The 23,964-nt window shown below is 74.7% G+C and carries 26 protein-coding genes and 1 tRNA gene; 13 read left to right on the top strand and 14 right to left on the bottom strand.

What is annotated here, in order from left to right; genetic code table 11:
* Nucleotides 1-1,098: tetratricopeptide repeat protein (locus tag CYJ76_RS00920; RefSeq protein WP_144043005.1), on the top strand; the 1,098-nt coding region annotated here is incomplete at its 5' end.
* Between the two features lie 75 nt (nt 1,099-1,173).
* On the opposite strand, the gene cphA is transcribed toward CYJ76_RS00920, so the two are convergent.
* From cphA to CYJ76_RS00905, 3 genes are read right to left on the bottom strand one after another with little or no spacing between them, the layout of a single operon-like run.
* Nucleotides 1,174-3,954, bottom strand: coding sequence for a cyanophycin synthetase (gene cphA, locus CYJ76_RS00915; protein WP_070704685.1), 2,781 nt, complete (start codon nt 3,952-3,954; stop codon nt 1,174-1,176).
* On the bottom strand, nt 3,954-4,994 hold the full coding sequence (locus tag CYJ76_RS00910) for a cyanophycinase (protein WP_238138100.1): 1,041 nt from the start codon (nt 4,992-4,994) through the stop codon (nt 3,954-3,956). Before CYJ76_RS00910 ends, cphA begins: the two co-directional genes overlap by 1 nt.
* Before the next feature lie 48 nt (nt 4,995-5,042).
* Nucleotides 5,043-5,873 carry a hypothetical protein gene (locus CYJ76_RS00905; protein ID WP_101848965.1) on the bottom strand — a complete coding sequence of 277 codons (831 nt, stop codon included), beginning with the start codon at nt 5,871-5,873 and terminating at the stop codon, nt 5,043-5,045.
* 47 nt (nt 5,874-5,920) lie between these two features.
* Here CYJ76_RS00905 and CYJ76_RS00900 point away from each other — a divergent pair, with 47 nt between their 5' ends.
* Together CYJ76_RS00900 and CYJ76_RS00895 are read left to right on the top strand one after the other, a co-directional pair.
* Nucleotides 5,921-6,718 (top strand): ABC transporter ATP-binding protein, encoded by a 798-nt coding sequence (locus CYJ76_RS00900; RefSeq protein ID WP_070705100.1) that lies wholly within the window; start codon nt 5,921-5,923, stop codon nt 6,716-6,718.
* Complete coding sequence (locus tag CYJ76_RS00895; protein WP_070705099.1) at nt 6,715-7,515, top strand: sulfite exporter TauE/SafE family protein; 801 nt, start codon at nt 6,715-6,717, stop codon at nt 7,513-7,515. The genes CYJ76_RS00900 and CYJ76_RS00895 overlap by 4 nt, the downstream gene beginning before the upstream one ends.
* A gap of 218 nt (nt 7,516-7,733) precedes the next feature.
* On the opposite strand, the gene CYJ76_RS00890 is transcribed toward CYJ76_RS00895, so the two are convergent.
* Entirely contained in the window at nt 7,734-8,570 is an 837-nt protein-coding gene (locus tag CYJ76_RS00890) for an LppP/LprE family lipoprotein (RefSeq protein WP_101848964.1), read from the bottom strand.
* Between the two features lie 144 nt (nt 8,571-8,714).
* Between CYJ76_RS00890 and CYJ76_RS00885 the strand changes: the two genes are divergently transcribed.
* On the top strand, nt 8,715-9,527 hold the full coding sequence (locus CYJ76_RS00885) for a TrmH family RNA methyltransferase (RefSeq protein WP_101848963.1): 813 nt from the start codon (nt 8,715-8,717) through the stop codon (nt 9,525-9,527).
* A 182-nt stretch (nt 9,528-9,709) separates the two neighbouring features.
* Here CYJ76_RS00885 and CYJ76_RS00880 read toward each other — a convergent pair whose 3' ends face one another.
* On the bottom strand, nt 9,710-10,189 hold the full coding sequence (locus CYJ76_RS00880) for a DUF3037 domain-containing protein (protein WP_238138099.1): 480 nt from the start codon (nt 10,187-10,189) through the stop codon (nt 9,710-9,712).
* Nucleotides 10,186-11,106 carry a HipA family kinase gene (locus tag CYJ76_RS00875; protein ID WP_101848962.1) on the bottom strand — a complete coding sequence of 307 codons (921 nt, stop codon included), beginning with the start codon at nt 11,104-11,106 and terminating at the stop codon, nt 10,186-10,188. Before CYJ76_RS00875 ends, CYJ76_RS00880 begins: the two co-directional genes overlap by 4 nt.
* Nucleotides 11,107-11,158: 52 nt before the next feature.
* Here CYJ76_RS00875 and CYJ76_RS00870 point away from each other — a divergent pair, with 52 nt between their 5' ends.
* Entirely contained in the window at nt 11,159-11,980 is an 822-nt protein-coding gene (locus tag CYJ76_RS00870; RefSeq protein ID WP_101848961.1) for a lysophospholipid acyltransferase family protein, read from the top strand.
* A gap of 28 nt (nt 11,981-12,008) precedes the next feature.
* On the opposite strand, the gene CYJ76_RS00865 is transcribed toward CYJ76_RS00870, so the two are convergent.
* Nucleotides 12,009-12,800, bottom strand: a complete 792-nt coding sequence (locus tag CYJ76_RS00865; protein ID WP_070706226.1) for a sigma factor — start codon at nt 12,798-12,800, stop codon at nt 12,009-12,011.
* Between the two features lie 115 nt (nt 12,801-12,915).
* Between CYJ76_RS00865 and CYJ76_RS00860 the strand changes: the two genes are divergently transcribed.
* Nucleotides 12,916-14,286 carry a DNA polymerase IV gene (locus CYJ76_RS00860; RefSeq protein ID WP_101848997.1) on the top strand — a complete coding sequence of 457 codons (1,371 nt, stop codon included), beginning with the start codon at nt 12,916-12,918 and terminating at the stop codon, nt 14,284-14,286.
* Nucleotides 14,287-14,325: 39 nt separating this feature from the next.
* On the opposite strand, the gene CYJ76_RS00855 is transcribed toward CYJ76_RS00860, so the two are convergent.
* On the bottom strand, nt 14,326-15,111 hold the full coding sequence (locus tag CYJ76_RS00855) for a dioxygenase family protein (RefSeq protein ID WP_101848960.1): 786 nt from the start codon (nt 15,109-15,111) through the stop codon (nt 14,326-14,328).
* Nucleotides 15,112-15,208: 97 nt separating this feature from the next.
* On the opposite strand from CYJ76_RS00855, the gene CYJ76_RS00850 reads away from it, so the two are divergent.
* From CYJ76_RS00850 to CYJ76_RS00825, 6 genes are all read left to right on the top strand, one after another.
* Nucleotides 15,209-16,525: a hypothetical protein gene (locus CYJ76_RS00850; RefSeq protein WP_101848959.1), complete on the top strand. Its 1,317-nt coding sequence runs from the start codon at nt 15,209-15,211 to the stop codon at nt 16,523-16,525.
* Nucleotides 16,526-16,683: 158 nt separating this feature from the next.
* Complete coding sequence (locus CYJ76_RS00845) at nt 16,684-16,899, top strand: hypothetical protein (RefSeq protein WP_141494970.1); 216 nt, start codon at nt 16,684-16,686, stop codon at nt 16,897-16,899.
* Between the two features lie 39 nt (nt 16,900-16,938).
* A complete protein-coding gene (locus CYJ76_RS00840) occupies nt 16,939-17,127 on the top strand; it encodes a hypothetical protein (RefSeq protein WP_101848957.1) in 189 nt (62 codons plus the stop codon).
* 79 nt (nt 17,128-17,206) lie between these two features.
* A tRNA-Leu gene (locus CYJ76_RS00835) sits at nt 17,207-17,290 on the top strand.
* A gap of 357 nt (nt 17,291-17,647) precedes the next feature.
* A complete protein-coding gene (gene idi / locus CYJ76_RS00830; protein WP_101848956.1) occupies nt 17,648-18,220 on the top strand; it encodes an isopentenyl-diphosphate Delta-isomerase in 573 nt (190 codons plus the stop codon).
* 60 nt (nt 18,221-18,280) lie between these two features.
* Nucleotides 18,281-19,045 (top strand): class I SAM-dependent methyltransferase, encoded by a 765-nt coding sequence (locus CYJ76_RS00825; RefSeq protein ID WP_101848996.1) that lies wholly within the window; start codon nt 18,281-18,283, stop codon nt 19,043-19,045.
* A 6-nt stretch (nt 19,046-19,051) separates the two neighbouring features.
* Here CYJ76_RS00825 and CYJ76_RS00820 read toward each other — a convergent pair whose 3' ends face one another.
* Nucleotides 19,052-19,462, bottom strand: coding sequence for an acyl-CoA thioesterase (locus tag CYJ76_RS00820; RefSeq protein ID WP_237769855.1), 411 nt, complete (start codon nt 19,460-19,462; stop codon nt 19,052-19,054).
* A 97-nt stretch (nt 19,463-19,559) separates the two neighbouring features.
* Here CYJ76_RS00820 and CYJ76_RS00815 point away from each other — a divergent pair, with 97 nt between their 5' ends.
* Nucleotides 19,560-19,850, top strand: a complete 291-nt coding sequence (locus CYJ76_RS00815) for a hypothetical protein (RefSeq protein ID WP_083323749.1) — start codon at nt 19,560-19,562, stop codon at nt 19,848-19,850.
* A 10-nt stretch (nt 19,851-19,860) separates the two neighbouring features.
* Here the strand turns inward: CYJ76_RS00815 and CYJ76_RS00810 are convergent, their stop codons facing one another.
* Genes CYJ76_RS00810 through CYJ76_RS00790 form a run of 5 tightly spaced genes read right to left on the bottom strand, consistent with a single transcriptional unit; the run spans nt 19,861 to nt 23,963 of the window.
* Nucleotides 19,861-20,727, bottom strand: coding sequence for a prenyltransferase (locus CYJ76_RS00810; protein WP_144043004.1), 867 nt, complete (start codon nt 20,725-20,727; stop codon nt 19,861-19,863).
* Nucleotides 20,724-21,038: a lycopene cyclase domain-containing protein gene (locus CYJ76_RS12110; protein ID WP_070706232.1), complete on the bottom strand. Its 315-nt coding sequence runs from the start codon at nt 21,036-21,038 to the stop codon at nt 20,724-20,726. The genes CYJ76_RS00810 and CYJ76_RS12110 overlap by 4 nt, the downstream gene beginning before the upstream one ends.
* The gene (locus CYJ76_RS00800) at nt 21,035-21,379 is read right to left on the bottom strand and encodes a lycopene cyclase domain-containing protein (protein ID WP_101848954.1); all 345 of its coding nucleotides are present in this window, start codon (nt 21,377-21,379) and stop codon (nt 21,035-21,037) included. The genes CYJ76_RS12110 and CYJ76_RS00800 overlap by 4 nt, the downstream gene beginning before the upstream one ends.
* The gene (gene crtI, locus CYJ76_RS00795) at nt 21,379-23,076 is read right to left on the bottom strand and encodes a phytoene desaturase family protein (protein WP_101848953.1); all 1,698 of its coding nucleotides are present in this window, start codon (nt 23,074-23,076) and stop codon (nt 21,379-21,381) included. The genes CYJ76_RS00800 and crtI overlap by 1 nt, the downstream gene beginning before the upstream one ends.
* Nucleotides 23,073-23,963 (bottom strand): phytoene/squalene synthase family protein, encoded by an 891-nt coding sequence (locus CYJ76_RS00790; RefSeq protein ID WP_101848952.1) that lies wholly within the window; start codon nt 23,961-23,963, stop codon nt 23,073-23,075. The genes crtI and CYJ76_RS00790 overlap by 4 nt, the downstream gene beginning before the upstream one ends.
* Nucleotide 23,964 lies beyond the last annotated feature (1 nt).

Raw genomic sequence — 23,964 nt, 5'->3', positions numbered from 1 at the left:
ATCGGCGGCATCAGCCGCGTGAACACCGCCAACGTGCTGGCCGCGGCCGCCGCCGCGCTGGGTCTGGGCCTGCCGCGCGAGGCGGTGGTGGACGGGCTGCGCACCTTCCTGGCGAGCCGCGAGCAGAACCCGGCCCGCATGAACATCTACCGCTGGCGCACGCAGGACGGCTGGGCCACGGTGGTCTGCGACCTCGCGCACAACGAGGCCGGCGTGGAGGCCGTGCTGGAGGTGGCCGACGGGCTGCGCCTGCCGGGCTCGGAGGTGCACATCACCCTCGGCGGGCTGGGTGACCGGACCGGCGAGATCCTCGAGGGGATGGGCGCCATCGCCGGTCGCCTGGCCGACCGCACCCACCTTGTGACCAAGGACCACTACCTGCGCGGCCGGGAGGCCGACGAGGTGTTCGGCCACATGCGCCAGGGCCTGGCCAGCGTGGGCGCCGTCCCCGCGGGCACCTTCCCGGACGAGGTCTCGGCGATGCGCGGCCTGCTGCCCACGCTGCGCGACGGCGACGTGCTGGCCTTCACCGTGCACGACATGCGCCAGCAGGTGTGGGACACCCTCGACGAGATGAGTGCCGAGCCGATCACCCCGCGCCAGCTCTCCTCGCTGCTGCGCCGGGCCCGCGGCCAGCACGAGCTCGACGGCGCCTTCGAGGAGGCCGCTGCCCAGGAGCCGGCCCAGCGCGCGGCGACCCTCGAGGCGCTCACCGCCGAGCACGCCGGCGACCCGCGGGTGCACTTCGAGCTGGCCCGCGCCCTGGACGCCGCCGGCCGCACCGACGATGCCATCGGCGAGCACGAGCGCGCCCTGGACCTGGGGCTGCGTGAGCCGCACCGCTTCGTGAGCCTCATGGAGCGCGCCCTGGCCGCGCGGGACGCAGGACAGCACGAGCGGGCCCGCACCTGGGCGCAGGAGCTCTCCGAGCGCTACGAGGACTCCACCGCCGCGGCCGCCCTGGCCGTCCTCAGCGGCGCCGACGCGGGGCAGGCCGAGGAGGCCGCCGTCCGCGCCGCCCGCTGGATGGTGGGGCGCAGCACCACGCCGCGTGACTGGGAGTTCTCCGAGCGGCTCACCGGTACCGCCACGGACTGACGCCCGCTCCCGCCGCGCACACGAGGGCGGCCGGCCCCCACCCGGGGACCGGCCGCCCTGGTGGTGCGGGGGACCTCAGGAGAGGTCGGGGTCGGCCACCATGAGCCCGGCGTCCTTGGGGGCCGGGTGGGCGCGGTGGGTGAACTCCTCCAGGCCGCGCATGACCTCGGCGTGCTGGTCCACCGCCAGCGCCACCACGTCGCCGGGCTCGGCCAGGCCGAGCGCCAGCTTGCAGGCCTCCTGCTCGTCGGGCTGCTCGTGCAGGGTGACGGCCAGTCCCTCGGCCTCGGCCACCTCCCGGGCGCCCTCCAGCACCAGGCGGGCCGACTCACCGGCCGGGCGGCGGCGCAGGTTCTTGTCCTCGCGGACCACCAGGTGGTCGAAGTAGCGCGCCGCGATGCGGCCCAGCTCGCGGATGTCGTCATCACGGCGGTCGCCGGCGGCGCCCACCACGCCGATGCGCTGCGGGGCCTGGTCGTCCTCGCCCAGCTGCGCGGCCCGGTTGACCACGAACTGGCCCAGCGCCTCGATGCCGGCCGGGTTGTGCGCGTAGTCCACGTACACCTCGGCGCCGTTGACGTCCACGCGGTTGAGGCGCCCGGGGGAGAGGTAGTAGTCCGGCGCGAAGGAGCGCAGACCGGCCCGGATGTCGTGCAGCGGGGCGCCGGAGCACCAGGCGGCACCGGCGGCCGCCATCGCGTTGGCCACGTTGAAGCGGGCCGCGCCGCCGTAGGTGGCCGGGATGGTGTGCGTCCAGGTGAGCGGCATCCACCGCTTGCCCTCGGCCAGCACGATTCGCTCGCCGCGCTCGGTCTGTTCCAGCAGCACCGCGAGGCCGCCGCGCAGGAGGCGCTTCTCCACGAACGCGCGCTCAGCGCTGCCCGGCTCGGCCATGGAGAACCACACCACCTGCCCGCGGCAGCGGTTGCGCATCTGCCGCACCAGCGGGTCGTCGGCGTTGAGCACGGCGTAGCCGCTGCGGGGCACGGCCGAGACGATGACGCTCTTGATCTCGGCCAGCTGCTCCACGGTGTCCACTCCACCCAGGCCCAGGTGGTCGGCGGTCACGTTGGTCACCACGGCCACGTCGTTCTTGTCGTAGCCCAGGCCCTCGCGGATGATGCCGCCGCGCGCCACCTCCATCACGGCGAAGTCCACGCGCGGGTGCTGCAGCACGGTGCGCGCCGACTTGGGGCCCGAGGCGTCGCGGCGGATCACCAGGCGCTCGTTGATGGCCACACCGTCGGTGCTCGTCATGCCGACGTGGCGGCCGCTGCCGCGCATGATGTGGCCCACCATGCGGCTGGTGGTGGTCTTGCCGTTGGTGCCGGTGACGGCCACGATCGGCACGCGCGCCGGGGAGCCGGGCGGGAAGAGCAGATCGAGCACCGGCTTGGCGATGAACTGCGGCTCGCCCTCAGTGGGGTGGGTGTGCATGCGGAAGCCGGGGGCCGCGTTGACCTCCACGATCGCACCGCCCACCTCGGAGACCGACTGGGTGATGTCCGGGCACATGAAGTCGATGCCGGCGATGTCCAGCCCGACGATTCGGGCGGCCTCCTCGGCGATCTCGATGTTGTCCGGGTGCGCCTCCCAGGTGCGGTCGATGGAGATGCCGCCGGTGGACATGTTGCCGGTGCGCACCAGCGGCACGGCCTCGCCGGCGGCCGGCACGGACTCGGGGGAGTGGCCCTGCTCGGCCAGGTAGGCCTCGGCCGCCGCGTCCAGCGCGATGCGGGTGAGCACCTTCTCGTGGCCCACGCCGCGGCGCGGGTCCTGGTTGGCGAGGTCGACCAGCTCCCGGACGGTGCTCGTGCCGTCGCCGACCACCTGGGCGGGTACGCGCTCGGCCACGGCGGCGAGCTTGCCGCCGATCACCAGGAAGCGGTAGTCCTTGCCCACCACGTAGGACTCCACCACCACGATGCCGCGACGCGACTGGGCCAGGGCGGTGTCGAAGCCCTCGCGGACCTCGTCGGCGTCCTGCAGGTTCAGGCAGACCCCGCGGCCGTGGTTGCCGTCCAGCGGCTTGACCACCACGGGATACCCGATGGACTCGGCGAGCTCGACGGCGGCCTCCTTGTCCCGCGTAGTGGCCGACCGGGGCACCGGCAGGCCGGCCCCGGAGAGCAGCGCGGTGGTCATGGACTTGTCGCCGGCCACGTCGACGGCCAGCGCCGAGGTGCGCGAGGTCATCGTGGCCCGGATGCGCTGGGCGTGCACGCCCTGGCCGAGCTGCACGAAGCTGTGCTGGTTGAGCCGGATCCACGGGATGTCGCGGGACTCGGCCTCCTCGATGATGGCCTGCGTGGACGGCCCGAAGGCGGTGCGCTGGGCCAGCCGCAGGAAGTCGTCGAGCTCGGCGGAGAAGTCCAGCGGCGCGGCCTGCGGGTCCACCGAGTGGTTCACGATGCGCACCGCGAACTCACCGGCGGCGCGGCCGACGCGCTCCTCCTGGTAGGCGAAGATCATGTTGTAGCGGCCGGGGTGGCCGGGCACCGAGCGGGTCTTGCCGCGGGTGACGCGGTGGCCGGCCAGGTTCTGCAGCTCCAGGGACACGTGCTCGGCGATGTGCCCCATCCACGTGCCGTCGTGCAGGCGCTCCACGAAGCCGCCCTTCCGGCCCAGCGAGCAGCCGTGCTCGTGCAGTCCGGGCACCATCTCCAGGAGGCGGTCGGTGAAGCCGTCGATGGCACTGGAGGGGTACTGCTCGAGCACGCCCAGGTCCACCACGAAGTGCATGGCCTGGCGGTAGGACCACAGGTTGGCGCCGCGGTAGGTCTTGGCGGACACCACCTGCAGGGTGGGGGCGGGCCCCTCGTCGACCGTCGGGGCCGGGTTCTGCTGGGCGTTCATCACTGCTCCGCTCGGGTCAGGTGGAGCTGGGCGCGGCGCACGTCGGCTGCTGCCGAGAGCGCCTCGGCGTCCTCCTCCACGTCGTGGGCGTGTTCGCTGGCGTGTTCCAGCCGGGAGATCTCGGAGGCCTCCTGGCGCACGGCGTAGCGCGCGTCGTCCTGGGGGTGCTGCTCCACGAAGTGCACGAGGCGGCGCGCGTCGAGGTCGAACAGCGAGCCGGCCGGCAGGGAGTGCACCACGGCACCGGAGAGCAGCAGCGGGGCGCCCGGGGCGGCCTCGTGGCCGTCGGAGACCGCGTGCGAGCCGTCCACGAGGAAGACCCCGCCGGCACCGTGCACGGAGAACTCGCGCACCTCGTGCCCGTCGGCGGTGGTGCCGGTGGCCAGCTCCACGGCGGTGTCCTCGTCGATGCCGATGCCCATGAGCGCGGGGGAGACCGACACCATCGCCATGAGGCGTCCGTAGCGCCCGCGCTGGCTGAAGTGCTGGTCGAGGATGATGTCCGGCACGAGGTCGAGGCCCTGCGAGAGCTTGCTGGCGCCCTGGTGCGGGGTCAGGCCCTCCTCGCCATCGCTGATCATGAACCGGCTGAGGATCGACGCGCCGGCGGACGTGCCGCCCACCACGGCGCCACGCTCGTGGGCACGGACGAGGGCATCGCCCACGGGGGTGCCCACGAGGAACTGGCTGAGCTTGAGCTGGTTGCCGCCGGTGAGGAACACGCCGGTCGCGCGGTCCAGGGCGTCGACCCACTTCTGCTCGTGGGCGTCCTGCCGGTCGCGCGGGGAGACCACCTCGGTCTCGGCGGCCCCGAGGCGCTCGAAGAGCGTGGAGTAGGTCTCACCGGCCTCGCGGTGGAAGGAGGAGGCGGTGGGCACGACCGCCACCCGGGAGTCCTGCCCGCCGGCCAGGGCCACGAACCGGCGGTGCACCTTCATCATGTCCCGCCGGTCCTCGGCGCCACCGACGATGAGCAGGCGCCGCACGGGACCGGTGGCGGTCTTGGCGGGCACGGGGACAGAGGGGACCTGCGGGGACATGGAGCAATGTTAGGTGACCCGACCCGCACGTGCCGGCCCGCGGGGCCGTCAGCGCGGGCCGCCGGAAGCCTTCCGGCGCAGGCCCCGTCCGGCCACAAGGGTTCCCTCCTCGAGGGCGTCCAGCGCGGCGTGGTGCAGCCGCGCCATGGCCTCGTGGCGGGCGCGGGTGGCCTCGCCGTGCACCGCGTGCGTGTCGCGCCCCTCGGTGGTCAGGGTGGCCACCACCGCGGCGCGCTCCAGCAGGTCCAGCACCTCCGGCTCGATGCCGGGCGGCAGGTCACCCGCGGTGCTCACCGCCGGGCCCCCGGCCCGCTGCCCGGCCCACACCGGCGTGTCGCCGAGCGGCTCGAGCACCTCCAGGCCGCGCCGCGTCGCCTCAGCCAGGGCGCGCTGCGTGCCGCGCAGGTCCACGGCCTCCCGCCGGGGCGCGGGCACCGGGGTGCACGCGATGGGCTCGACGTCCAGCAGCCACCCGCCGTCCAGCGCGTGGCCGAACGGCTCGAGGCGCAGCACCACGCCCTCGCCCAGCAACGGGGCCAGCAGCACCCCCACGGCGTCGTCGGCCATGGAGGCCCCGAGCGCCTGCGGCCCCACCGGGAAGCGCCCGGGCCGGCCGGGGCGGGGCAGCACGGCCAGCACCGTCTGCTCGCCCACGTCGCGCCAGGTGGCCACGGTGGTGCCGAGGAAGTGCGCGGCCGCGGGCGTCACCGCCTCCACGGCCTGTGCGGCACGGTCGGTGAGGTCATCGGGGTCGAGCTTGCCGCGCAGCATCGCGGTGGACCACAGGGCGGCGGTCACCACCACGGGCAGGCCGGGCGGTCCCAGGCGCGGGACGATCGGGGCGGGCGGTTGCTGGTGCGGGGGCCTTGCGTCGGACATCGGCGGCAGTCTCCCAGCCCCGACCGGCACTCGTAGACTCGCTGACCATGAGCGACGTCCTTGCCCTGGCCGATGTGACCGTGCGCCGTGGCGACCGCGAGCTGTTGAGCGGCATCGACTGGGAGGTCGAGGAGGGGGAGCGCTGGGTGGTGGTCGGCCCCAACGGTGCCGGCAAGACCACGCTGCTGCAGGTGGCCAGCGCGCGCATGCACCCCACCAGCGGTGTGGTCGGCATCCTCGGGGAGGTGCTGGGCACCACCGACGTGTTCGACCTGCGCCCCCGCATCGGGCTGTCGTCGGCCGCCCTGGCCGACCGGGTGCCCCGCGACGAGACCGTGCTGGACGTGGTCGTCACCGCCTCGTGGGCCGTGGTGGGGCGCTGGCGCGAGGAGTACGACGACGAGGACGTGCAGCGCGCCCAGGACCTGCTGGACACCCTCGGCGTGGCCCACCTGGCACAGCGACGCTTCGGCACCCTCTCGGAGGGGGAGCGCAAGCGCGTGCAGATCGCCCGTGCTCTCATGACCGACCCGGAGCTCATGCTGCTCGACGAGCCCGCTGCCGGGCTCGACCTCGGCGGGCGCGAGGACCTCGTGGGACGCCTCGGCGCGCTGGCCGAGGACCTCGAGGCCCCCGCGATGGTGCTGGTCACCCACCACGTGGAGGAGATCCCGCCCGGTTTCACCGACGTGCTCATGCTCCGTGAGGGGCGCGTGGTGGCCGCCGGCCCCCTGGAGAGCACGCTCACCGCGGAGAACCTCAGCGAGACCTTCGGCCTGGAGGTGGTGCTGGAGCGCCATGGCCAGCGCTGGACCGCCCGCGCCGCGCACCCCCGCGGAGCATGACCCCCCTCGAGCTCGCCCTCGTGGCGGCCGCCGGGCTGGCCGCCGGCACCATCAACACCATCGTGGGGTCGGGTTCCCTGGTGACCTTCCCGCTGCTCGTGGCGCTGGGGCTAACCCCGGTGGAGGCCAACATCTCCAGCAAGCTGGGCATCATCCCCGGCGGCGTCTCGGGCACGTGGGGCTACCGACACCACCTGCCGCGCGCCGGGCGGGCGCTGGCCACCCTGGCGACGTGCAGCGCGGTCGGCGGGCTGGCCGGGGCGCTGCTGCTGCTCGCCCTGCCCGGCTCGGTCTTCGATGCCGTGGTGCCCGTGCTCATCGGCGCGGCCGGGGTGCTCGTGGTCACCCAGCCGTTCATCAAGGCGCGTCTGGCGCGATCCCGGGCCACGGCACCGGCTGCTGGGGCGGCCCCGGGCGATGGTGGCGTGGGACTGCCCGAGGCCCTGCCGTGGGGCCTGCTGCTGGGGCTGGGGGCCGTGGGCGTGTACTCGGGCTACTTCGGGGCCGCCCAGGGCGTCATGTACATGGCCGTGCTGGGCCTCGGCACCGCGGCCACGGTGCAGCAGCAGAACGCCCTGAAGAACCTGCTGGCGCTGGTGTCCAACGGCATGAGCGCGCTGGTGTTCGTGGTGGTGGCCTGGAGCGCCGTCGACTGGCTGGTGGTGGCTCTGCTGGCGGCTGGCTCGGCCGTGGGCGGCATGGTCGGCGCCCGGGTGGGGCAGCGGCTCTCACCATGGGCCATCCGCGGGTGCGTGGCGGTCATCTGCGTGCTGGCCGTCATCGACCTGCTGCGGTGACCCGTACGGGCGTCGGCCCGGTGCGACGCGGGCCGACGCCCCGGTGACGGTGGCCGGCGACGCCCCCTCCTGCGCCGACGACCACCGTCACCACCTCCCCCCAGGTGAGGTGGTGGGGCCTTGCCCCACACTGCCGTCCCGCACTGTCATGGCACTGTCATGGCGCCTCCACGGAGGGACGGCCGCGGGGCAGCCCGGTGACAGGCGCTCGGCCGGCCTCAGCGCAGCTCGTGCGGCACGCCCGAGGCCACCACCTTCGAGCCGTCCCAGGTGAACCGGATGACCTCCTGACCGGTGGGCATGTGGGCCGGCTCGCCCGGCTTGGCGTACTGGTAGTGCGCCCGGACGGTCCGGTCGTCCTCCAGGTGCACGCCGGGCTGGTAGTAGGTCGGAGTCGCGAAGGAGGTCCCCAGGTACTCGCCGCGGTGGAACAGGAGCACCTGGTGCGAACCCGTCATCGCTCCCGTGGTCGACACGACGATGGCCGAGAGGTCGGCGCAGGGGTCGAAGGCGTCGCCGTAGACGCTCTGGGGCTCCATGCCGTCGAGGACGTCCCCGTGCAGCGCGACCTTGCGCGCGACGGTGGTGTCGGCGCACTCGGTGTCCGTCGTGGGCTGGCGCGAGGCCGTCGTGCTCGGCGTCGGGCTCGCGGACTCGCGCTGCGTGGTCGTCGAGGGCGTGCTCGCGGACGGGGTGGTCGACCTTGCAGGGGTGGAGTCAGCCGACTCCGTGGGGGCAGCCTCCGTCGCGCCCTGCGTGGGCGTCGCGCTCGCGGAGGGGCTCGGGGCCGACGTCGACGGTGAGGCCCCGGTGGGCTCCGCCGGCTCCGCATCGGCCGTCGGGGAGGTGGGCGTGCCGGCGGACGTCCCCGGCGACTCCTGGCCGTCCGTGCTCGCCCCGCTGGCCGGCGTCGTCCCGCCGGCGGACGTGGTCGTGGAGACCTTCGGCGGGGCCGCGGGCAGGTCCGTCGCGCCCTCGTCGCCGTCGGAGCCGCAGGCGGACAGCCCCAGGGCGCTCACCAGGCACAGGGCGACGAGGGCAGGGGACTTCTTCATGGGGCCTCCGGGGCAGGACGTCGGTGGGGCGCACCGACGGCCGCCGGGCGCGGCAAGTCTCACCCGGGCGACCTGTCACCGCGCTGTCGCCGTCGAGGGGCGCTTCCGCACCGGTGCCGGTGCCGGTGCCGGAGAATGTGCCCCATGCCCATCCCGCTCACCGATCCCCGTGACCCGCGCGTCGAGGACTACTTCGGCCTCACCGACGTGAACCTGCGCCGCAAGCTGGAACCCGAGCGGGGGCTCTACATGGCCGAGTCCGACAAGGTCATCCGCCGCGCGCTGGCCGCCGGCCACCGCCCACGCTCCCTGCTGCTCACCCCGCGCTGGGTCACCGACCTGGCCGACCTCGTGGCCGAGGTGGAGGCCACCGGCGCCCCGGTCTACGTGGCCGAGCCCCCGGTGGCCGAGGCGATGACGGGCTTCCACCTGCACCGTGGCGCGCTGGCGGCCATGCACCGCCCGGAGCTGCCCCCGGTGTCCGAGGTGGTGGCCGGGGCGCGCCGCGTGGTGGTGGTGGAGGACGTGGTGGACCACACCAACGTGGGCGCCATCTTCCGCTCCGTCGCGGCCCTGGGCGCCGATGCCGTGCTCGTCACCCCCCGCTGCGCCGACCCGCTCTACCGTCGCAGCGTCCGCGTCTCGATGGGGACGGTCTTCCAGGTGCCGTGGACCCGCATCGACCCGTGGCCCGGCGGCATGGCCGAGCTGCAGGAGGCCGGGTTCACCGTGGCCGCCCTGGCCCTGCGCGAGGACGCGCTCACCATGCGGCAGCTGGAGGCCGACCTGCCGGCGAGGCTGGCGCTGGTGCTGGGCACCGAGGGCGACGGGCTGGCCGATCGCACCGTGGCCGCCGCGGACCTGGCCGTGCGCATCCCGATGGCCGGGGGAGTGGACTCCCTCAACGTGGCCGCCGCGAGCGCCCTGGCCCTCTACGCCACCCAGCCCCGCGACTGAGGTCCCGGCCAGGCCGGCCCACGGTGCCGGTGCCGTGCCCAGCCGGCCGCCTCGAGGCACTCGTCCGCAGAAGCCCGGCTGTGGTCCACAGGTACGCCCCGTGCGCCGTACCTCTGGACCGCAGCCGGACCTTTGCAGGGAGGGGCGCAGCCGGCCAATGCGGGTGCGGGCCGGCGCGGGCGTCAGGCCACGTAGCGCTCCAGCAGCCGAGCGGTCTCACGGCCCGGGTCACGGGACACCCCCGAGTGCACCGGCGAGGTCTGCACCACCGTGGACCGCGGTGCCACGAGCCACCCGAAGCGCATGGCCAGCGTGTGCAGCACCTCGGCGGGCGGTCCCCCGGGCACGGGCTCGCTGCGGGCCACGCGGTCCATGGTCACGCAGAAGCGCTCCACGGCGGCCACGTCCAGGTCCGGCCACAGCGCCTGCAGGCGCGCCGCATCGATCCGCACGGCCACGTCGAGCACCGCCGCCGAGCGCGAGTGCACCACCACACCGACGTTCACGAACTCCTCGCGCTCCGGTCGTGGAACGCACCGGATGACCGCGTACTGGTACTCGTGCCAGGTCGGCGCGCCCTCCACCCGGGTGGGGCGCCGCAGCTCGCGCGTGCCGCCACCGGCCGTCCCGATGACGGTGGGCCCGGCCGCCGTCCCGCTCACCGGGGCTCCTCGCCCTGGCGCACCACCGCGCGGCGGGCCTGCATCTTGAGCGTCCGCTGCGCCTCCGCGCGCCCGGCCTCGGCCCCGGCGCGCGCGGCGGCCAGCGCGTCGTCGCCCGGCAGCCAGTGCTCGGCCCCCGCGAGCCGCGCGGTGAGGAAGTCCACGTAGGCGTCGCGCACCGCATCGGCCGTGGGCAGGCCCCCGGTGGTCTCCAGCCACTCGCCGGGCACCGCGGCCACGGCCTCGCGCACCGCCTGCCCGATGCGGGGTGCAAGCTCGGCGTGCACCCGCGCCATGGTGCCGGGCTCGGCGGGCACCACCGCGGCCGTCACGTGCTGCGAGGCGTCGAAGGGCTGCCGGGCGGAGCGCGCGGGGTCCGGGGCGTGCTCGGCGGCCGTGCCCGGCCAGGCGTGGTGGAAGTACAGCGCCGCCCCGTGGTCGATGAGCCACGGCACCCCGTGCCACACCACCAGGTTGGGATTGCTCCAGGTGCGGTCCACGTTGGCGGTGAACGCGTCCAGCCACAGCAGACGCGCGGCCACCTCGGGGGCCGGGGGCACGGAGCCGTCGTACCCGTGCGCCCCGGGCAGGAAGTCGGTGCCCAGGTTGAGCCCGATGCTGGCGCGCAGCAGGTCCTGCACCTCCTCGTCGGGCTCGTAGCGGCTGAGGGCCTCGGGCAGCTCCAAGGCCACCATCTCCGGCACGGGCAGGTCCAGCGCGCGGGCCAGCTCGCCCACCACCACCTCGGCCACCAACACCTTGACGCCCTGTCCGGCGGAGCGGAACTTCATGACGTAGGTGCCCAGGTCGTCGGCCTCCACCACGCCCGGCATCGAGCCGCCCTCGCGCAGCGGGGTCACGTAGCGCACGGCGGTGCGGCGGGGCAGCTCGCCGGTGGGGTCCCAGGGGCTGGTCATGGGGCCACGGTACGTGGGCGGCTCGGCCCGCCCCGGACGTAGGCTGCGCCCCATGAGCACGCTCTACAACCTGCTGCTGCCCCCGGCCTACTCGCTGTTCGCCCTGCAGGGCCTGCGCATCCGCGTGGAGGGGCAGGACAACGTACCGGCCACCGGCGGTGCGGTCATCGCGTGCAACCACATCAGCTACCTGGACTACGTCTTCGTCGGCCTGGCCGTGCGCCACCGCCGCCGCCAGGTGCGCTTCATGGCCAAGAAGGAGCTCTTCGACCAGCCGGTGCTGGGCCCGATGCTGCGCTCCATGCGGCACATCCAGGTGGACCGCGACGCCGGCGGGTCGGCCCTGCGTCACGGCGTGGACGCCCTGCGCCGCGGCGAGCTGGTGGGCGTCTTCCCGGAGGCCACCATCAGCCGCAGCTTCGAACTCAAGGGCTTCAAGACCGGCGCGGTGCGCATGGCCGCCGAGGCGGGGGTGCCGGTCGTCCCGATGGTGAACTGGGGCTCGCACGTGCTGGCCACCAAGGGCCTGCCGCGTCACCTGGGGCGCACCGGCACGCCGGTGACCATCGCGGTGGGGGAGCCGATCCACGTGGCCCCGGACGCCGACCCGCTGCAGACGACCGAGCACCTCCGCGACGTCATGGACGAGCTCCTGCGCGCGGTGCAGGGCGAGTACGGCCCGATGCCGGAGCACCTGCGCCGCTGGGAGCCGGCCCGCACCGGAGGCACGGCGCCCACCCTCGAGGAGGCCGACGCCCTGGACGCCCGCGACGTGGCCGAGCGCCGGCGCCGCCGGGTGGAGAAGGCCGAGCAGGCCGCCGCCCGGCGGGCGCAGGGACGTCCCCGCGGGCTGCCCCGCCTGCCGAAGCGCTGATCCCGCCGGCGGGGACGGCGCCGCCGGCTCAGGCGGTGTCCTGCCCGCGCTGCTGCTGCACCTGGGCACGCAGGGTGGTCAGGGCCCGCTGCAGCCGCCGGCTCACCTGGGCCTGGGAGATCCCCATCGACGCGGCGATGCGGCCCTGCGTCTCGTCCTCCAGGTAGCGGCGCAGCAGCACCGTCCGGTCCAGCGGGTCCAGGGCCTGCAGGTGGGGCTGCAGGGAGAGCCACTCGTCCACGTGGCCGGCCGGGGCGGCGGTGACCCACCGCGGCTCGGCCTGGTCGTCGGGCCCCTCGGGGGAGCGCCCGGCCAGGGCCCGTCGGGCCTCGCGCACCTGCGCCTCGTCCACGCCGAGCCGCTGCGCCACCTGCTCCGTAGGGGGCTCCCCGCCCACCCGCTGGCGCAGCTCGTCCTCGGTGGCCCGGACCTGCAGGGCCAACTCCTGGACGGCCCGCGGCGGGCGGACCCACCACGTGCTGTCGCGCAGGTAGCGGCGCAGCTCACCCACGATGGTGGGCACGGCGAAGGTCGAGAGGGTGGTGCCGTGGGAGGGGTCCCAGCGCTGGACGGCCAGCACCAGCCCCATGCAGGCCACCTGCTCGCAGTCGTCCACCCACGCGGGCGTGGGGGCGTGACGGCGGCCAAGACGGCGGGCGAAGGGCAGGTGGTCGGCCACCACCTCGGCCAGCTCGGCCTGGCGGGCGGCCTCGGGGAGGTCACGGGCGGCGGTCAGCCGGCGGCGCACGGACTCCGCGTCGCCGTGGGTGGGTGATCCCGGCGTCGCCCCGCGCGGGGTCTCGTCCTGGTGGTGGTGCATCAGAGCCTCCAGACATGCTGAACAGTCGTGGCGCTCTGCTGGACCACGGCGTGGATTCTGCCATGGTGGAATGCGTCTGCCGGAGGGGGACCCGCCGGTCACCTACGGTGTGCGCATGCGCCCCACCGCCTCGGTCCTGCACGTGGACCTCGACGCCTTCTTCGCGGCGGTGGAGCAACGCGACAAGCCCTCCCTGCGGGGGCGTCCGGTGGTGGTGGGTGGCACCGGACGGCGCGGCGTGGTGGCCACGGCCAGCTACGAGGCGCGTGTGTACGGCATCCGGTCGGCGATGCCGGGCTGGCAGGCCCGCGCGCTGTCGCCCGGGGGAACGGCCTTCCTCAGCGGGCGGCGCGAGGCCTACCGGGCCAGCAGCCGCGCGGCCATGGACGCCCTGCGCGCCCTGGCGCCGGTGGTGGAGCAGGTGAGCATCGACGAGGCGTACGCCGACCTGGCCGCAGGGGACGCGCCGCACCCGGTGGAGACCTGGTCGCGGCAGGACGCCGAGGCCGTGGCGCGCGAGCTGCGCTCCGCCATCGCGGGGGCCACCGGCGGGCTCACGGCGTCGGTGGGCATCGGCAGCTCCAAGATGATGGCCAAGATGGCCTCCGAGGCCGCCAAGCCGGACGGGTTTCGCGTCATCTGGCCCGGCGAGGAGGAGGCCTTCCTGGCCGGGCTGCCCGTGCGCGCCCTGCCCGGCGTGGGCCCGGCGACGGGGGACCGGTTGCGGACCTTCGGGGTGGCCACCGTGCAGGACCTGCGGCGCGTCTCGCTGGCCGACCTGGTGTCCATCCTCGGCGAGTCCTGGGGGCACGGCCTGCACGCCCTGGCCCGCGGCGTCGACCACCGCGAAGTGGTGACCCACCGGGAGGCCAAGAGTGTCTCGGCCGAGGAGACCTTCGCCACCGACCTCACCGACGTGCGCGCCGTGGAGGCCGAGCTGCGCCTGCTGGCCGAGCGCGTCTCGGGGCGGCTGCGCAAGGCCGGGCTGTTCGGCCGCACGGTCTCGCTCAAGCTGCGGCAGCACGACTTCTCCACCCACCTGCGCTCGGTGACGCTGCGCCACGGCACCGACGACGCGACCACCATCGGCGATGCGGTGGTGCGCCTCGTGGGCTCGGTGGGCCTGGGCGAGGGGGTACGCCTGCTGGGGGTGGGCGTCTCCGGGTTCGTGGAGCACAGCCAGGGCGAACTGGCGCTCGAGGTGCACGAACCGGCGGGGACGGCGGGGGAGAGCCACACCTCGGACGTGGTGGAGCAGGCCCCCGCGCCCGAGCCGGAGGACGCGCACGACGCCCGGTTGGGGCGCACCGCGTGGCCGACGGGCTCCGACGTGGTGCACGCCGAGCACGGCGCCGGGTGGGTGTGGGGCAGCGGTCTGGGGCGGGTGACGGTGCGCTTCGAGGGGCCGTGTACCGAGCCGGGGCCGGTGCGCACCTTCGCCCACGACGACCCAGACCTGCGCCCGGCCGACCCGCCCGCCTGGTGAGGCCCGGGCGGTCGGCGCGTCACCGCATCGGGCCCGCGCTCAGGCGAAGGTCCAGGAGCGCTTGCTCAGGCCGTACCAGAACCCGTCCACAGCGGTCTCGCCCCGCGGTGTGGAGGTGGCCGACGCCGCCCCCAGGGCCACGAACAGCGGGGCCCAGTGCTCGCTGCGCGGGTGCGCCTGGAGCGCTGCCGGGGCCTTGGCCTCCCAGTCGATGAGCGCGTCCACGTCGCCGGCGGCCACGGTCTCGGCGGCCCACTGGTCGAACTCCGCCGACGCACTCGGCGGGGTGCCGTCGGTCCCGGCGGCGGGGTTGAACCAGCGCAGGTTGTGGGTGGTGAACCCGGACCCCACGATGAGCGTGCCCTCCTGCCGCAGGGGCGCCAGGCGCTGGCCCATGGTGAACAGCTCGCGGGGGTCGAGGGTCGGCATCGAGACCTGCAGCACGGGCACGTCGGCCTCGGGGTACATCTCCACCAGGGGCACGTAGGCGCCGTGGTCCAGGCCGCGGGCCTGGTCCTGGTGCACCGGGCCCGCCTCGGCCAGGGCGCGGGCCACGGACTGCGCCAGCTCGGGCGCGGCGGGGGCGTCGTAGGTGACGTCGTAGTACTTCTGCGGGAATCCCCAGAAGTCGTAGGTCAGGGGCGCCCCGGTGGTGGAGGAGACGGTCACCGGGTCGTTCTCCCAGTGCGCGCTCACCATGAGGATGCTGCGCGGGCGCTCAATGCGGGACGACCAGTCGGCCAGCTCGCGGGTCCACGTGGGGTCGTCGGCCAGCGGGGGAGCGCCATGGGAAAGGCACAGGACGGGGAGCGAGGAGGTGGCCATGGGGCCAGCCTAGGAGATGTAGGTGATGCGTCACCCGCAAGGGGTATCACCCCGGGGGAGGAGGGCTCCCCGTCAGCCTGCTGCCAACCTTGTCGGCATGGAGTGGACCATCAATCCGGCACTCTTCCTGGCAGGTCTGGTCGGAGTCCTCCTGGTGCTCCTGGCTATCGGCACCCTGCGGGCCTGGCCCGGGCACGTGACCGAGGCGCGCATCCCCCGCCTGCGGGTCGAGGCAAGGGTGGTGCAGTCACCCACGTACCGGGCTGATCACGAGGGGGACAAGGTGGTCTACCAGCCCCTGGTGCTGGAGTACCCGGCCGCCGGCCGCGTCCACCGGCTCGAGACCACCTCCTTCCCGTCGGACCCGCAGGAGTGGACCGATCTGGTGGTGTACGCGGACTGGCCCACTCCACCGCAGTTCGCGAGCCGCGCCCACGGCCTCACGCCCCCGCGACTTCTCCACCTCGTGGCTCGCGTGCTCCTCCTCATCGCGGCGGGGCTGGGGCTCCTGGCCGTGCAGTGGGTTCTCACACCTCCATCCGATCGCCTCTTCACACTGTGCTTCACAGGCTTCTTGGTGGGCATGATTTACGGCGCCGCCCAGGTCATCTGGGGCGCCTCCGACTGGCAGGGGTCGACCCATCACTCGCTCCGCCCCGACGCCCGGGGACGAACGATCCTGGGCCTGGTGGTCCTGGCCGCCTCCGTCGCCCTGCTGGTGGCGGCGGTGCAGGAGTCCCCCTCTCGCGCCCCCACCGCTCCGCCGCCTCCAGCCGACCCGGACGAGCAGGGCCCCCCGGACTGGCCGTGGCTCGCGATGTGGGCCGGCTTCGTCGCGATGGTCGGCCCGGCCATGACCCTCTGGAACGCCAGCACGGCCACGCTGACTCCCCGCCGCTCGCGGCGCGCCGAGGTGCTGGGCCGCGTCATCGAGCCACCGGCGTGGAACCCCGACGGCAGGAGCACCTCCGACCCGCTCGTGGGGTGGGAGCTGGACGGGCGCCCCCACAGTGCCCGGGTGCACATGGTGCGGGTGGTCTCCGCGGGGCAGCCCGTGCTGCTGAGGGTTGACCCCGCAGGGCGCCGGCCCCCCGTCGAGGCCGGGGAGCACCGGCCACCCACGCCTGCAGGCCTGGCCAGGTCGCTTCTCTGGCTCACGGCGGGTGCGGCGGTGTTCCTCGGTGGTGCGTGGGCCATGGCCGCCGAGCGCGGCATCGAGTCGACGGCACCCTTGGTGGCCGGCATCTTCGGGGGAGTCGTGATGATGGCGACGGGGCCGGCGCTGGCAGGCGCCGGCTGGTCCTGGGCCTTCGGTCCGCGACGCCACGCCGTCGTGCGCGTTGCCGGCCTGGTGCTGCTGGCAGGTGGCGTGGTCTGGGCGCTCGCCGGCATCGCCATCTGGGCCACGGCCTGACCCGCCGACCACGACCAACCAGCAGCACGAGGAGGGACACCGGGGATGGACACCAGAGAACTGACGGCCTACGGCGTGATGGGCGTGCTCCTGAGCGGCGTGTACGCAGGGGTAGCCTGCAGCAGCCCCTCAGGCGGGCGCGCGCCACGGACCAGGTGATGGCGCGGGTGGTCGCCGAGGAGGCGGCCGACAGCGACGACACCGAGAAGCACCGCGTCACCGGCCGGTACGTGTTCCACGGGGAGTCCCACGAGGCCACCCTCCTGGCGCCCCGCAGCTCCACGCGCATGGGGCACATGCCCGTCCTCGTCAACCCGCGGCGACCGGGGCGACCGGGGCGGCCAGTGAGTCCTCGGTCGCCGTACAACATCTGAGGGGCCGTCGCCGCGGGCCTTCTCCTGCTGGCCAGCTCGGTGGTCCTGGCGCTCGCCTTCGTGGACTACGCGCAGCAGGTCGGGGACGTGTGGCGCGCCGCGGGCACGGTCGCCCTCTGGACCGGCGGCATGGCGCTCGTGGTGCTGGGCGGGTTCATGCTCTTCGTCCTGCTGATCGTGGGCGGGACGTCGTTGTGGCGCAGTGTCTTCCGGCGCCGGCGCACATGATCGACCCAGTGGCGCGGAGCACCGGCAACCGCGTGCTAAAGTTCTCTGTCGTTGCCCACCGAGGTGGGTGGCACCACTCGTCCGGGTGGCGGAATGGCAGACGCGCTAGCTTGAGGTGCTAGTGCCCGTAAAGGGCGTGGGGGTTCAAGTCCCCCTCCGGACACAGAATCGAGGGCCGCATCCCAGCAGGGGTGCGGCCCTCGTCGCATGCCAGGGCCGGCGATTCCAGACCGCGGACGAGCGCCGAGGACGCCGGCCAGCGCGGGGTGGTGGGGGGCGTTGACGCGCCCGGTGCGCGCGGCCACACCCCTGGCGACCGTGGGCAACCGGTCGACCCTGCAACAGTCCCCAGGTCAACCGGTTGCCCACCGTGGGCTGTCTCGGGGCTCGGCGAGGCGGCGGGGGGGGGGCGTGGTCTCGGGGCGCCTCCCACCCACAGCCAGGCCTCGCCAACCCGGCAGCCTCACACGAACAGCCCGACCGTCACCCGGCTCCTGACCAAGCCGACTAGGGTCGCGCCATGACCGGGCGCGCGCAGACCGAGACCCCCGAGCTGGTGGAGCTGCTGGCCGAGGACGGCTCCGTCATCGGCACCGCGGACAAGGCCGAGGTGCACACCGACGCCACACCCCTGCACCGCGCGTTCTCCGTGCACCTGCGCACGCCCGACGGCCGCGTGCTGCTCACCCGCCGCGCACTGGGCAAGGTGGCCTGGCCGGGGGTGTGGACCAACACCTGCTGCGGCCACCCGGCGCCGGGGGAGTCCGACGAGGGCGCCATCCGCCGCCGCCTGGCCCAGGAGCTCACCATCCCGGCCGATGCGGTGGGCGCGCCGGTGCCCGCCCTGCCCGACTTCCACTACCGGGCGGTCGATGCCGGCGGGGTGGTGGAGCACGAGGTGTGCCCGGTCTACGTGGCCGACCTGCTGGTGGACCCGGCCACGCTGCCCTCACCCAACCCCGACGAGGTGGCCGAGACCGCGTGGGCGCCCTGGACCGATGCCGTGGCCGCACTCCGTGCAACACCGTTCGCCTTCAGCCCCTGGTTCGTGCTGCAGGCCCGCGACCCGCGGCTCAACGCTCTGCTCACCTGAGCACCGCAGGCGCCTCGCCTACCCTTGGGTGAGAACCGTTCGCACATCGAGGGGATGCGCATGCGACACACCGATCCGTACGACGCCATCGCCGTCGGCGCCCAGTTCTACGAGCTCAACCACGGCGCCCAGGTGCGCCACCGCGTCGAGAGCCTGCTGCCACACATCTCCCCGCCGCGGGTGGGCGTGCTCGACGTGGGTGCCGCCAGCGGCACCCCCACCCTGGCGATGGCGCGCACCTGGCCGGGGGTGCCGGTCCACGCCGTGGAGCCGTCGCGGAGCATGCGCATCGCACTGCTCACCCGCATCGCCGAGGAGGGGGACCTGCAGCGGCAGGTGACGGTCCACCCCGTGGCGGCGCACGAGCTCACGCGCACCGGTTTCGTGGACCTGGTGACCGCGTTCTGGGCCCTGGGCATGGTGGAGCCGGACCACTGGGAGGCCACGCTGAACGCCCTGGTGGGGGCGCTGGTGCCCGGCGGGGCGCTGCTCACAGAGTCGTCGCTGGGGGAGGCCGAGGAGGACGCCGCAGCGGTGCAGGACTACCGCGGCAGCACGCGGCTGGGGGAGCACACCATCGAGCACGGCGGGCACGTGGAGACCGCGCCGGACGGCAGCGGATACGGGGTGTTCACCTACCGCTGGCTCGATGCCGACGGGCACCTGCTGTACGAGGACCACGACCACTACGAGCACCGCCCGGGGCACGCGCGGCCCGACCTGGCGGGCAGCCTGGAGGCGCGCGGGATGGTGGCCGAGCGGGAGCTCGACGACCCGGCGGCGCCGGGGGCGCGCCTCACGCTGTGGCGGCGCCCGGCGACCTGAGACGGCTCAGCCGACCTGGGGCAGCGGGCGCGGGCGGCCGTTGTCGTCGGTGGCGACGAAGGTGAACAGACCGCAGGTGATGAGCTCCTCTGCCTCGGAGTGGCGGTCGCGAGCCCATGCCTGCACGGCGACCTTCATCGAGGTGCGGCCCTCGTGCTCCAGGTGCGTGTAGACCGTCACCTCGGCGCCCACGGTCACCGGCCGGACGAAGGACATGCTGTCCACCGCCACGGTGGCGGCACGGCCCTTGGCCCGCAGGGAGGCCAGGGACCCGGCCGCCAGGTCCATCTGCGACATGAGCCAGCCACCGAAGATGTCTCCGTACGGGTTGGCGTCGGCCGGCATGGCGGTCACGCGGATGCTGGGGTGCCAGTCGGCCGGGGGAGTGGTGGGCTCGGGGTCGGGCGTGTGGGGCACGGGGTTCCTCTCGGGGGGGGATGGGCTGGGGCCGTGTTCACCGTACGCGCCGGCGGCACCCCATCGACCGGGCCCTGCGACGTGAAAGGCTGACGGCATGGGCATCGCGAACTTCCTCGGCCTCACCGGCGGCGTGGACACCGAACGGGAGGTGGTCCGCCTGCGGCGCAGGGTGGCCACCCTCGAGGCGCAGGTGGCGGAGTTGGCCCGTGCCACCGGGGCCGACCTGCGCTTCGTGGCGCCGGAGCCGGCGGTGTCGGACGAGGTGCGCCAGCTGGCCCTGTCGGGCCGCCAGATCGCGGCCATCAAGCTGCACCGGGAGCAGACCGGTGCGGGTCTGGCCGAGGCCAAGCAGCACGTGGACGAGGTGGTGGACGGCCGCGCCTGAGGTCGCACCCTCAGCCGTTGAGGACGCCGACGACCAGCACCATCGTCACCACGAACCCGGCGGCGTAATTGAGCCACAGGAACCTCGCCCACCCGCGGTGCGCCTCCTCGCACCGTGGGTCGGGCAGGTTCCGGAACGGCGCCACGTTGGCCACGTAGGCCAGGGGCACCACGGCCAGCAGCGTGTAGGGGAGTGGAGCGGCCAGCATCAGCCCGGCGGCCAGCACGTACAGCCCCGTCGAGACGCGCACCGTCGCCCGCGCGCCGAGCATCGTGGCGATGGACCCGATGCCGGCCGCCCGGTCGGCGGTCACGTCCTGCACCGCGCCGAAGGCGTGGCTGGCCATGGACCACGCGAAGAACGCCGCCAGCACCGCCCAGCCCACGCCCGGCACGGGCCCGCCCGGCACCAGCGCGCCCACCACCGCGGGCCCCACGAAGTGCGTGGCCGAGGTGGCCGAGTCCAGGAAGGGCACCTCCTTGAACCGCAGCCCGGCCCACGAGTACGCCACCACCGCGAACATCGTCACCGCCAGCGCCACCCCGGAGGCCACCGTCCCCGCGGCCAGCAGCGCCACCACGAACGGCACGCACCCCAGCACCGAGGCGGCCAGGATGGCCCGGTGGTGCGCCGTATCGGCCAGCGCGCCCTCCACGCCGCCCTTGCGCGGGTTGAGCAGGTCCGAGGCGTGGTCGAACACGTCGTTGATGCCGTACATGGCCAGGTTGTAGGGCACCGCGAAGAACAGCACGCCCACCCAGAACACCCAGTCGCTCCACGAGCCACCGGCCAGCAGGTACGCCGCGCCAAAGGGATAGGCCGTGTTCACCCACGAGACGGGCCGCGCGGTCCAGAACAGCGTCCGCAGCAGGCTCACCGCTCACCTCCCCGCCGCCACGCCAGCCACAACGCCGGCAGGAGCACCAGCGCGGCCACCGCGTACGCGAAGTCCTCCACCGGCGCACGCCCCACGAACCACCCCACCAGGTGCGCCCGGTCGTAGCCCACGATGCCCGCAGCGATGATGAGCGAGTCGAACACCGCCGTGAACACCAGGCTCACCGCCATCGCCAGGCCCGCGGCCAGCACACCGCGGCGCCGCACCGGCCCGGCCACGCCGCGCAGCGCCCACCACGCCACCAGGCCGACGACGGCGAGCACTGCCAGGTTCACCCACAGGTAGGTCACCGGTGCACCTGCCGCCCTGCACGCTCGCCCCGCGCGGCCAGCACCCGCTCGATGCCGGTGAACACCACCATCGAGAAGTGGCACAGGAACCACAGGAAGGCCAGCTCCTCCACGGGCAACTCCGGCGCCAGCAGCAGCCCGGTCTGCCACGGCCCCGGCCCACGCATGAAGATGCCCAGGGCGATGCACACCGCGTCCCAGACCAGGAACATGCCCACGCCCACCGCCTGCACCCGCAGCGCGCGCCGCGCATCGGCCCACAGGTACAGCCGCCACCGGCGGTCGATGAGGAGCATCCCCAGCTCAGAGACGGCGATGGCCGCCAGGTACAGCCCCGGCATCAGGCACCGCCCCCGGTGGCGCGGCCAGCCGCCACACGCCCGCCGGCGCCCAGCCAGGTGGCGGGATCCATGGGCCCGGCGGAGTGGTCGCCCCGCAGCGCCTTGACCACGTTCTGCGCGCTGATGAGGCACATGGGCAGCCCCACGCCCGGCGCGGTGGTGGCCCCGGCGTACAGCAACCCGTCCACGTGGCGGCTGGTCACCGGGCCGCGCAGGAAGGCCGACTGCCACAGCGTGTGCGCCGGGCCCAGCGCGTTTCCCCGCCAGGCGTTGTACTCGTCGGCGAAGTCCCCGGGCCCGATGGTGCGGCGCACCACCACCCGCTCCGCCAGGTCGTCGACGCCCGCCCATTCGGCCACCTGCGCGATGGCATCGTCCACCGCCTGCTCCACCGCCTCGTCACCGGGGCCGCGCGCCCCGTCCGGCCCGATGGCGCCGCGCCCCACCGAGGTGCCGTCCGCGGCATCGGGGGAGACGGGCACCAGGACGAAGAGGTTCTCGTGCCCCGCCGGCGCCACGGACGGGTCGGTGGCCGAGGGCATGCACACGTACGCACTGGCCGGGCGGGGGACCGCGGGACAGGTCTGCGCGTCGGGGCCGAACATGGCCGCGAAGTTGGCGTCCCAGTCGGCGGTGAAGAACAGGTTGTGGTGAGCCAGCTGCGGCAGCCGCCCGCGGACGCCCAGCAGCGCGAGCACCGCCCCCGGCCCGGAGGTGCGCCGCGCCCAGGCCGCGTGGTCCACCGTGCGCAGGTGCGGCGGCAGCAGCGCGGTCTCCGTGTGGTGCAGGTCGGCGCAGCTCACCACCACGTCGGCCGGCACCACCTCGCCGGAGGCCAGGCGCACTCCCGTGGCACGGGCCCGGGAGCCCGTGCGGGGGAGCGGCCCGCGGCGCGACCGCCCGGCCCCCGCCTCGTCGGTGGTCACCTCCACCACCTCGCAGCCGGTGCGGATCCGCGCGCCGGCCTCCACCGCCACGTCCTCGACGGCCCGCACCAGCGCGGCGAAGCCCCCCATCGGGTAGCGGACACCGTCGGCCAGGTCCATGTGGCTCATGAGGTGGTACAGGCTCGGCGCGGTGCGTGGCGTGGCCGCCAGGAAGACCGCCGGGTAGCCCAGCACCTGCCGCAGCCGGGTGTCGCGCACCGTCCGCGCGACCCGCCGGTGCAGAGACTCGCCCAGCAGCCGCGCCAGCACGCCCAGCCGGGGCAGCACGGCCCGCACCGTGGCCAGCGGCACCCGCCGGAAGGTCGTGTAGAGGAAGTGCGCCACCGCCAGCTCGTAGCTGCTCCGCGCGGAGTCCAGGTAGCGCCCCAGCGCGGCGCCCGCGCCGGGCTCCACCGCCTCGAACAGCGCCTCGGCCTCCGCGCGCCCGGTGCGTACCTCCAGCGGCGCCGCGTGGCCCTGACCGAACACCCGGTAGGCCGGGTCCAGGTCCACCAGCGGCACCCGGTCGGCCACCGAGGTGCCCATGAGCGCGAAGAAGTGCTCGAACACCTCGGGCATGAGGTACCAGGACGGGCCGGTGTCGAAGCGCCAGGTGCCCGCCGGGGTGGTGGCCTCCCACGAGCCGGCGCGGCCGCCGGTCACGGCGCGGCGCTCCAGCACGGTGACCTCGTACCCGTCGCGGGCCAGCAGTCCGGCGGTGGCCAGCCCGGCCACCCCGGCACCGATGACGACCGCGCGCCGCCCGCTCATCGCCGCACCCGCTCGCGCAGGGCGGCCCGCGCCACGATGCCGGCCTTCACCGCATCGGGCACGCGCACCCGCCGCCGGCGCAGCTCGGCCGCCGGCGTGGCCGCGATGCGGTCGGTGAGCGCGGCGTACAGGTCGTGGCAGGCGCGCACGGCCGCCCGGCTGGAGCCCGGCAGACCGTCGATGACGGCCTCGGCCGCCGCGAGGTCCGCCCGCACCCGTGCCACGGCGGCGTCCCGGTCGGCATCGGTGAACACGGCCCCGGCCCCCGGCAGGTAGGTGCGCCCCCGCCCGTCGGTGTCCTCGGCCAGGTCGCGCAGGAAGTTCACCTGCTGGAAGGCCGCGCCCAGCCGCCGCGCGCCCTCCTCCAGGTGCGGCGCCGGCACCACCGGGGCGGGCGCGCCGTCGGTGGTGAAGACCCGCACGCACATGAGCCCCACCACCTCGGCCGAGCCGTGCACGTACTGCGCCAGCGAGGCGTCGTCGTGCGCGGCCACGTGCAGGTCCGCCCGCATCGAGGCGTAGAAGGGGCGCACCAGGTCAGCCCCGATGCCGGTGGCCCGCGCCGCGTCGGCGAAGGCGTGCACCACCGGGTCGGTGGAGTACCCGCACCCCAGGGCCCGCAGGGTGCGGTGCTCGTGCTCGTCGAGGGCGTCGGCCACCGCATCCACGCCCAGGCCCGCCCCGGCCGCGGCGCCGTCCACCACCTCGTCGGCCACGCGCACCAGTGCGTACAGGGACCGCACGCGCTGCCGCACAGGGTGCCCGAGCAGCCGCGAGGCGGCACCGAACGAGGTGGAGTAGTGGGCGATGACGCGCTCGGCGGCAGCGTGCGAGGCGGCCGTGTGGTCCGCGAGCGCCCGCCGCGCGAGCAGCTCGGGGGAGGTCATG

Source organism: Kytococcus schroeteri (assembly GCF_002847825.1).
GTDB classification, from domain to species: Bacteria; Actinomycetota; Actinomycetes; order Actinomycetales; family Dermatophilaceae; genus Kytococcus; species Kytococcus schroeteri.
Note: the sequence above shows the minus strand (reverse complement) of the source record. Positions and strands in the feature narration are given on the sequence as shown.

Bases quoted from the DNA above. Each gene is read 5' to 3' on its own strand.
- cphA (WP_070704685.1), bottom strand. From the start codon at position 3,954: ATGAACGCCCAGCAGAACCCGGCCCCGACGGTCGACGAGGGGCCCGCC.
- CYJ76_RS00910 (WP_238138100.1), bottom strand. From the start codon at position 4,994: ATGTCCCCGCAGGTCCCCTCTGTCCCCGTGCCCGCCAAGACCGCCACC.
- CYJ76_RS00905 (WP_101848965.1), bottom strand. From the start codon at position 5,873: ATGTCCGACGCAAGGCCCCCGCACCAGCAACCGCCCGCCCCGATCGTC.
- CYJ76_RS00900 (WP_070705100.1), top strand. From the start codon at position 5,921: ATGAGCGACGTCCTTGCCCTGGCCGATGTGACCGTGCGCCGTGGCGAC.
- CYJ76_RS00895 (WP_070705099.1), top strand. From the start codon at position 6,715: ATGACCCCCCTCGAGCTCGCCCTCGTGGCGGCCGCCGGGCTGGCCGCC.
- CYJ76_RS00890 (WP_101848964.1), bottom strand. From the start codon at position 8,570: ATGAAGAAGTCCCCTGCCCTCGTCGCCCTGTGCCTGGTGAGCGCCCTG.
- CYJ76_RS00885 (WP_101848963.1), top strand. From the start codon at position 8,715: ATGCCCATCCCGCTCACCGATCCCCGTGACCCGCGCGTCGAGGACTAC.
- CYJ76_RS00875 (WP_101848962.1), bottom strand. From the start codon at position 11,106: ATGACCAGCCCCTGGGACCCCACCGGCGAGCTGCCCCGCCGCACCGCC.
- CYJ76_RS00870 (WP_101848961.1), top strand. From the start codon at position 11,159: ATGAGCACGCTCTACAACCTGCTGCTGCCCCCGGCCTACTCGCTGTTC.
- CYJ76_RS00865 (WP_070706226.1), bottom strand. From the start codon at position 12,800: ATGCACCACCACCAGGACGAGACCCCGCGCGGGGCGACGCCGGGATCA.
- CYJ76_RS00860 (WP_101848997.1), top strand. From the start codon at position 12,916: ATGCGCCCCACCGCCTCGGTCCTGCACGTGGACCTCGACGCCTTCTTC.
- CYJ76_RS00855 (WP_101848960.1), bottom strand. From the start codon at position 15,111: ATGGCCACCTCCTCGCTCCCCGTCCTGTGCCTTTCCCATGGCGCTCCC.
- CYJ76_RS00850 (WP_101848959.1), top strand. From the start codon at position 15,209: ATGGAGTGGACCATCAATCCGGCACTCTTCCTGGCAGGTCTGGTCGGA.
- CYJ76_RS00845 (WP_141494970.1), top strand. From the start codon at position 16,684: ATGGCGCGGGTGGTCGCCGAGGAGGCGGCCGACAGCGACGACACCGAG.
- idi (WP_101848956.1), top strand. From the start codon at position 17,648: ATGACCGGGCGCGCGCAGACCGAGACCCCCGAGCTGGTGGAGCTGCTG.
- CYJ76_RS00825 (WP_101848996.1), top strand. From the start codon at position 18,281: ATGCGACACACCGATCCGTACGACGCCATCGCCGTCGGCGCCCAGTTC.
- CYJ76_RS00815 (WP_083323749.1), top strand. From the start codon at position 19,560: ATGGGCATCGCGAACTTCCTCGGCCTCACCGGCGGCGTGGACACCGAA.
- CYJ76_RS00800 (WP_101848954.1), bottom strand. From the start codon at position 21,379: ATGCCGGGGCTGTACCTGGCGGCCATCGCCGTCTCTGAGCTGGGGATG.
- crtI (WP_101848953.1), bottom strand. From the start codon at position 23,076: ATGAGCGGGCGGCGCGCGGTCGTCATCGGTGCCGGGGTGGCCGGGCTG.
- CYJ76_RS00790 (WP_101848952.1), bottom strand. From the start codon at position 23,963: ATGACCTCCCCCGAGCTGCTCGCGCGGCGGGCGCTCGCGGACCACACG.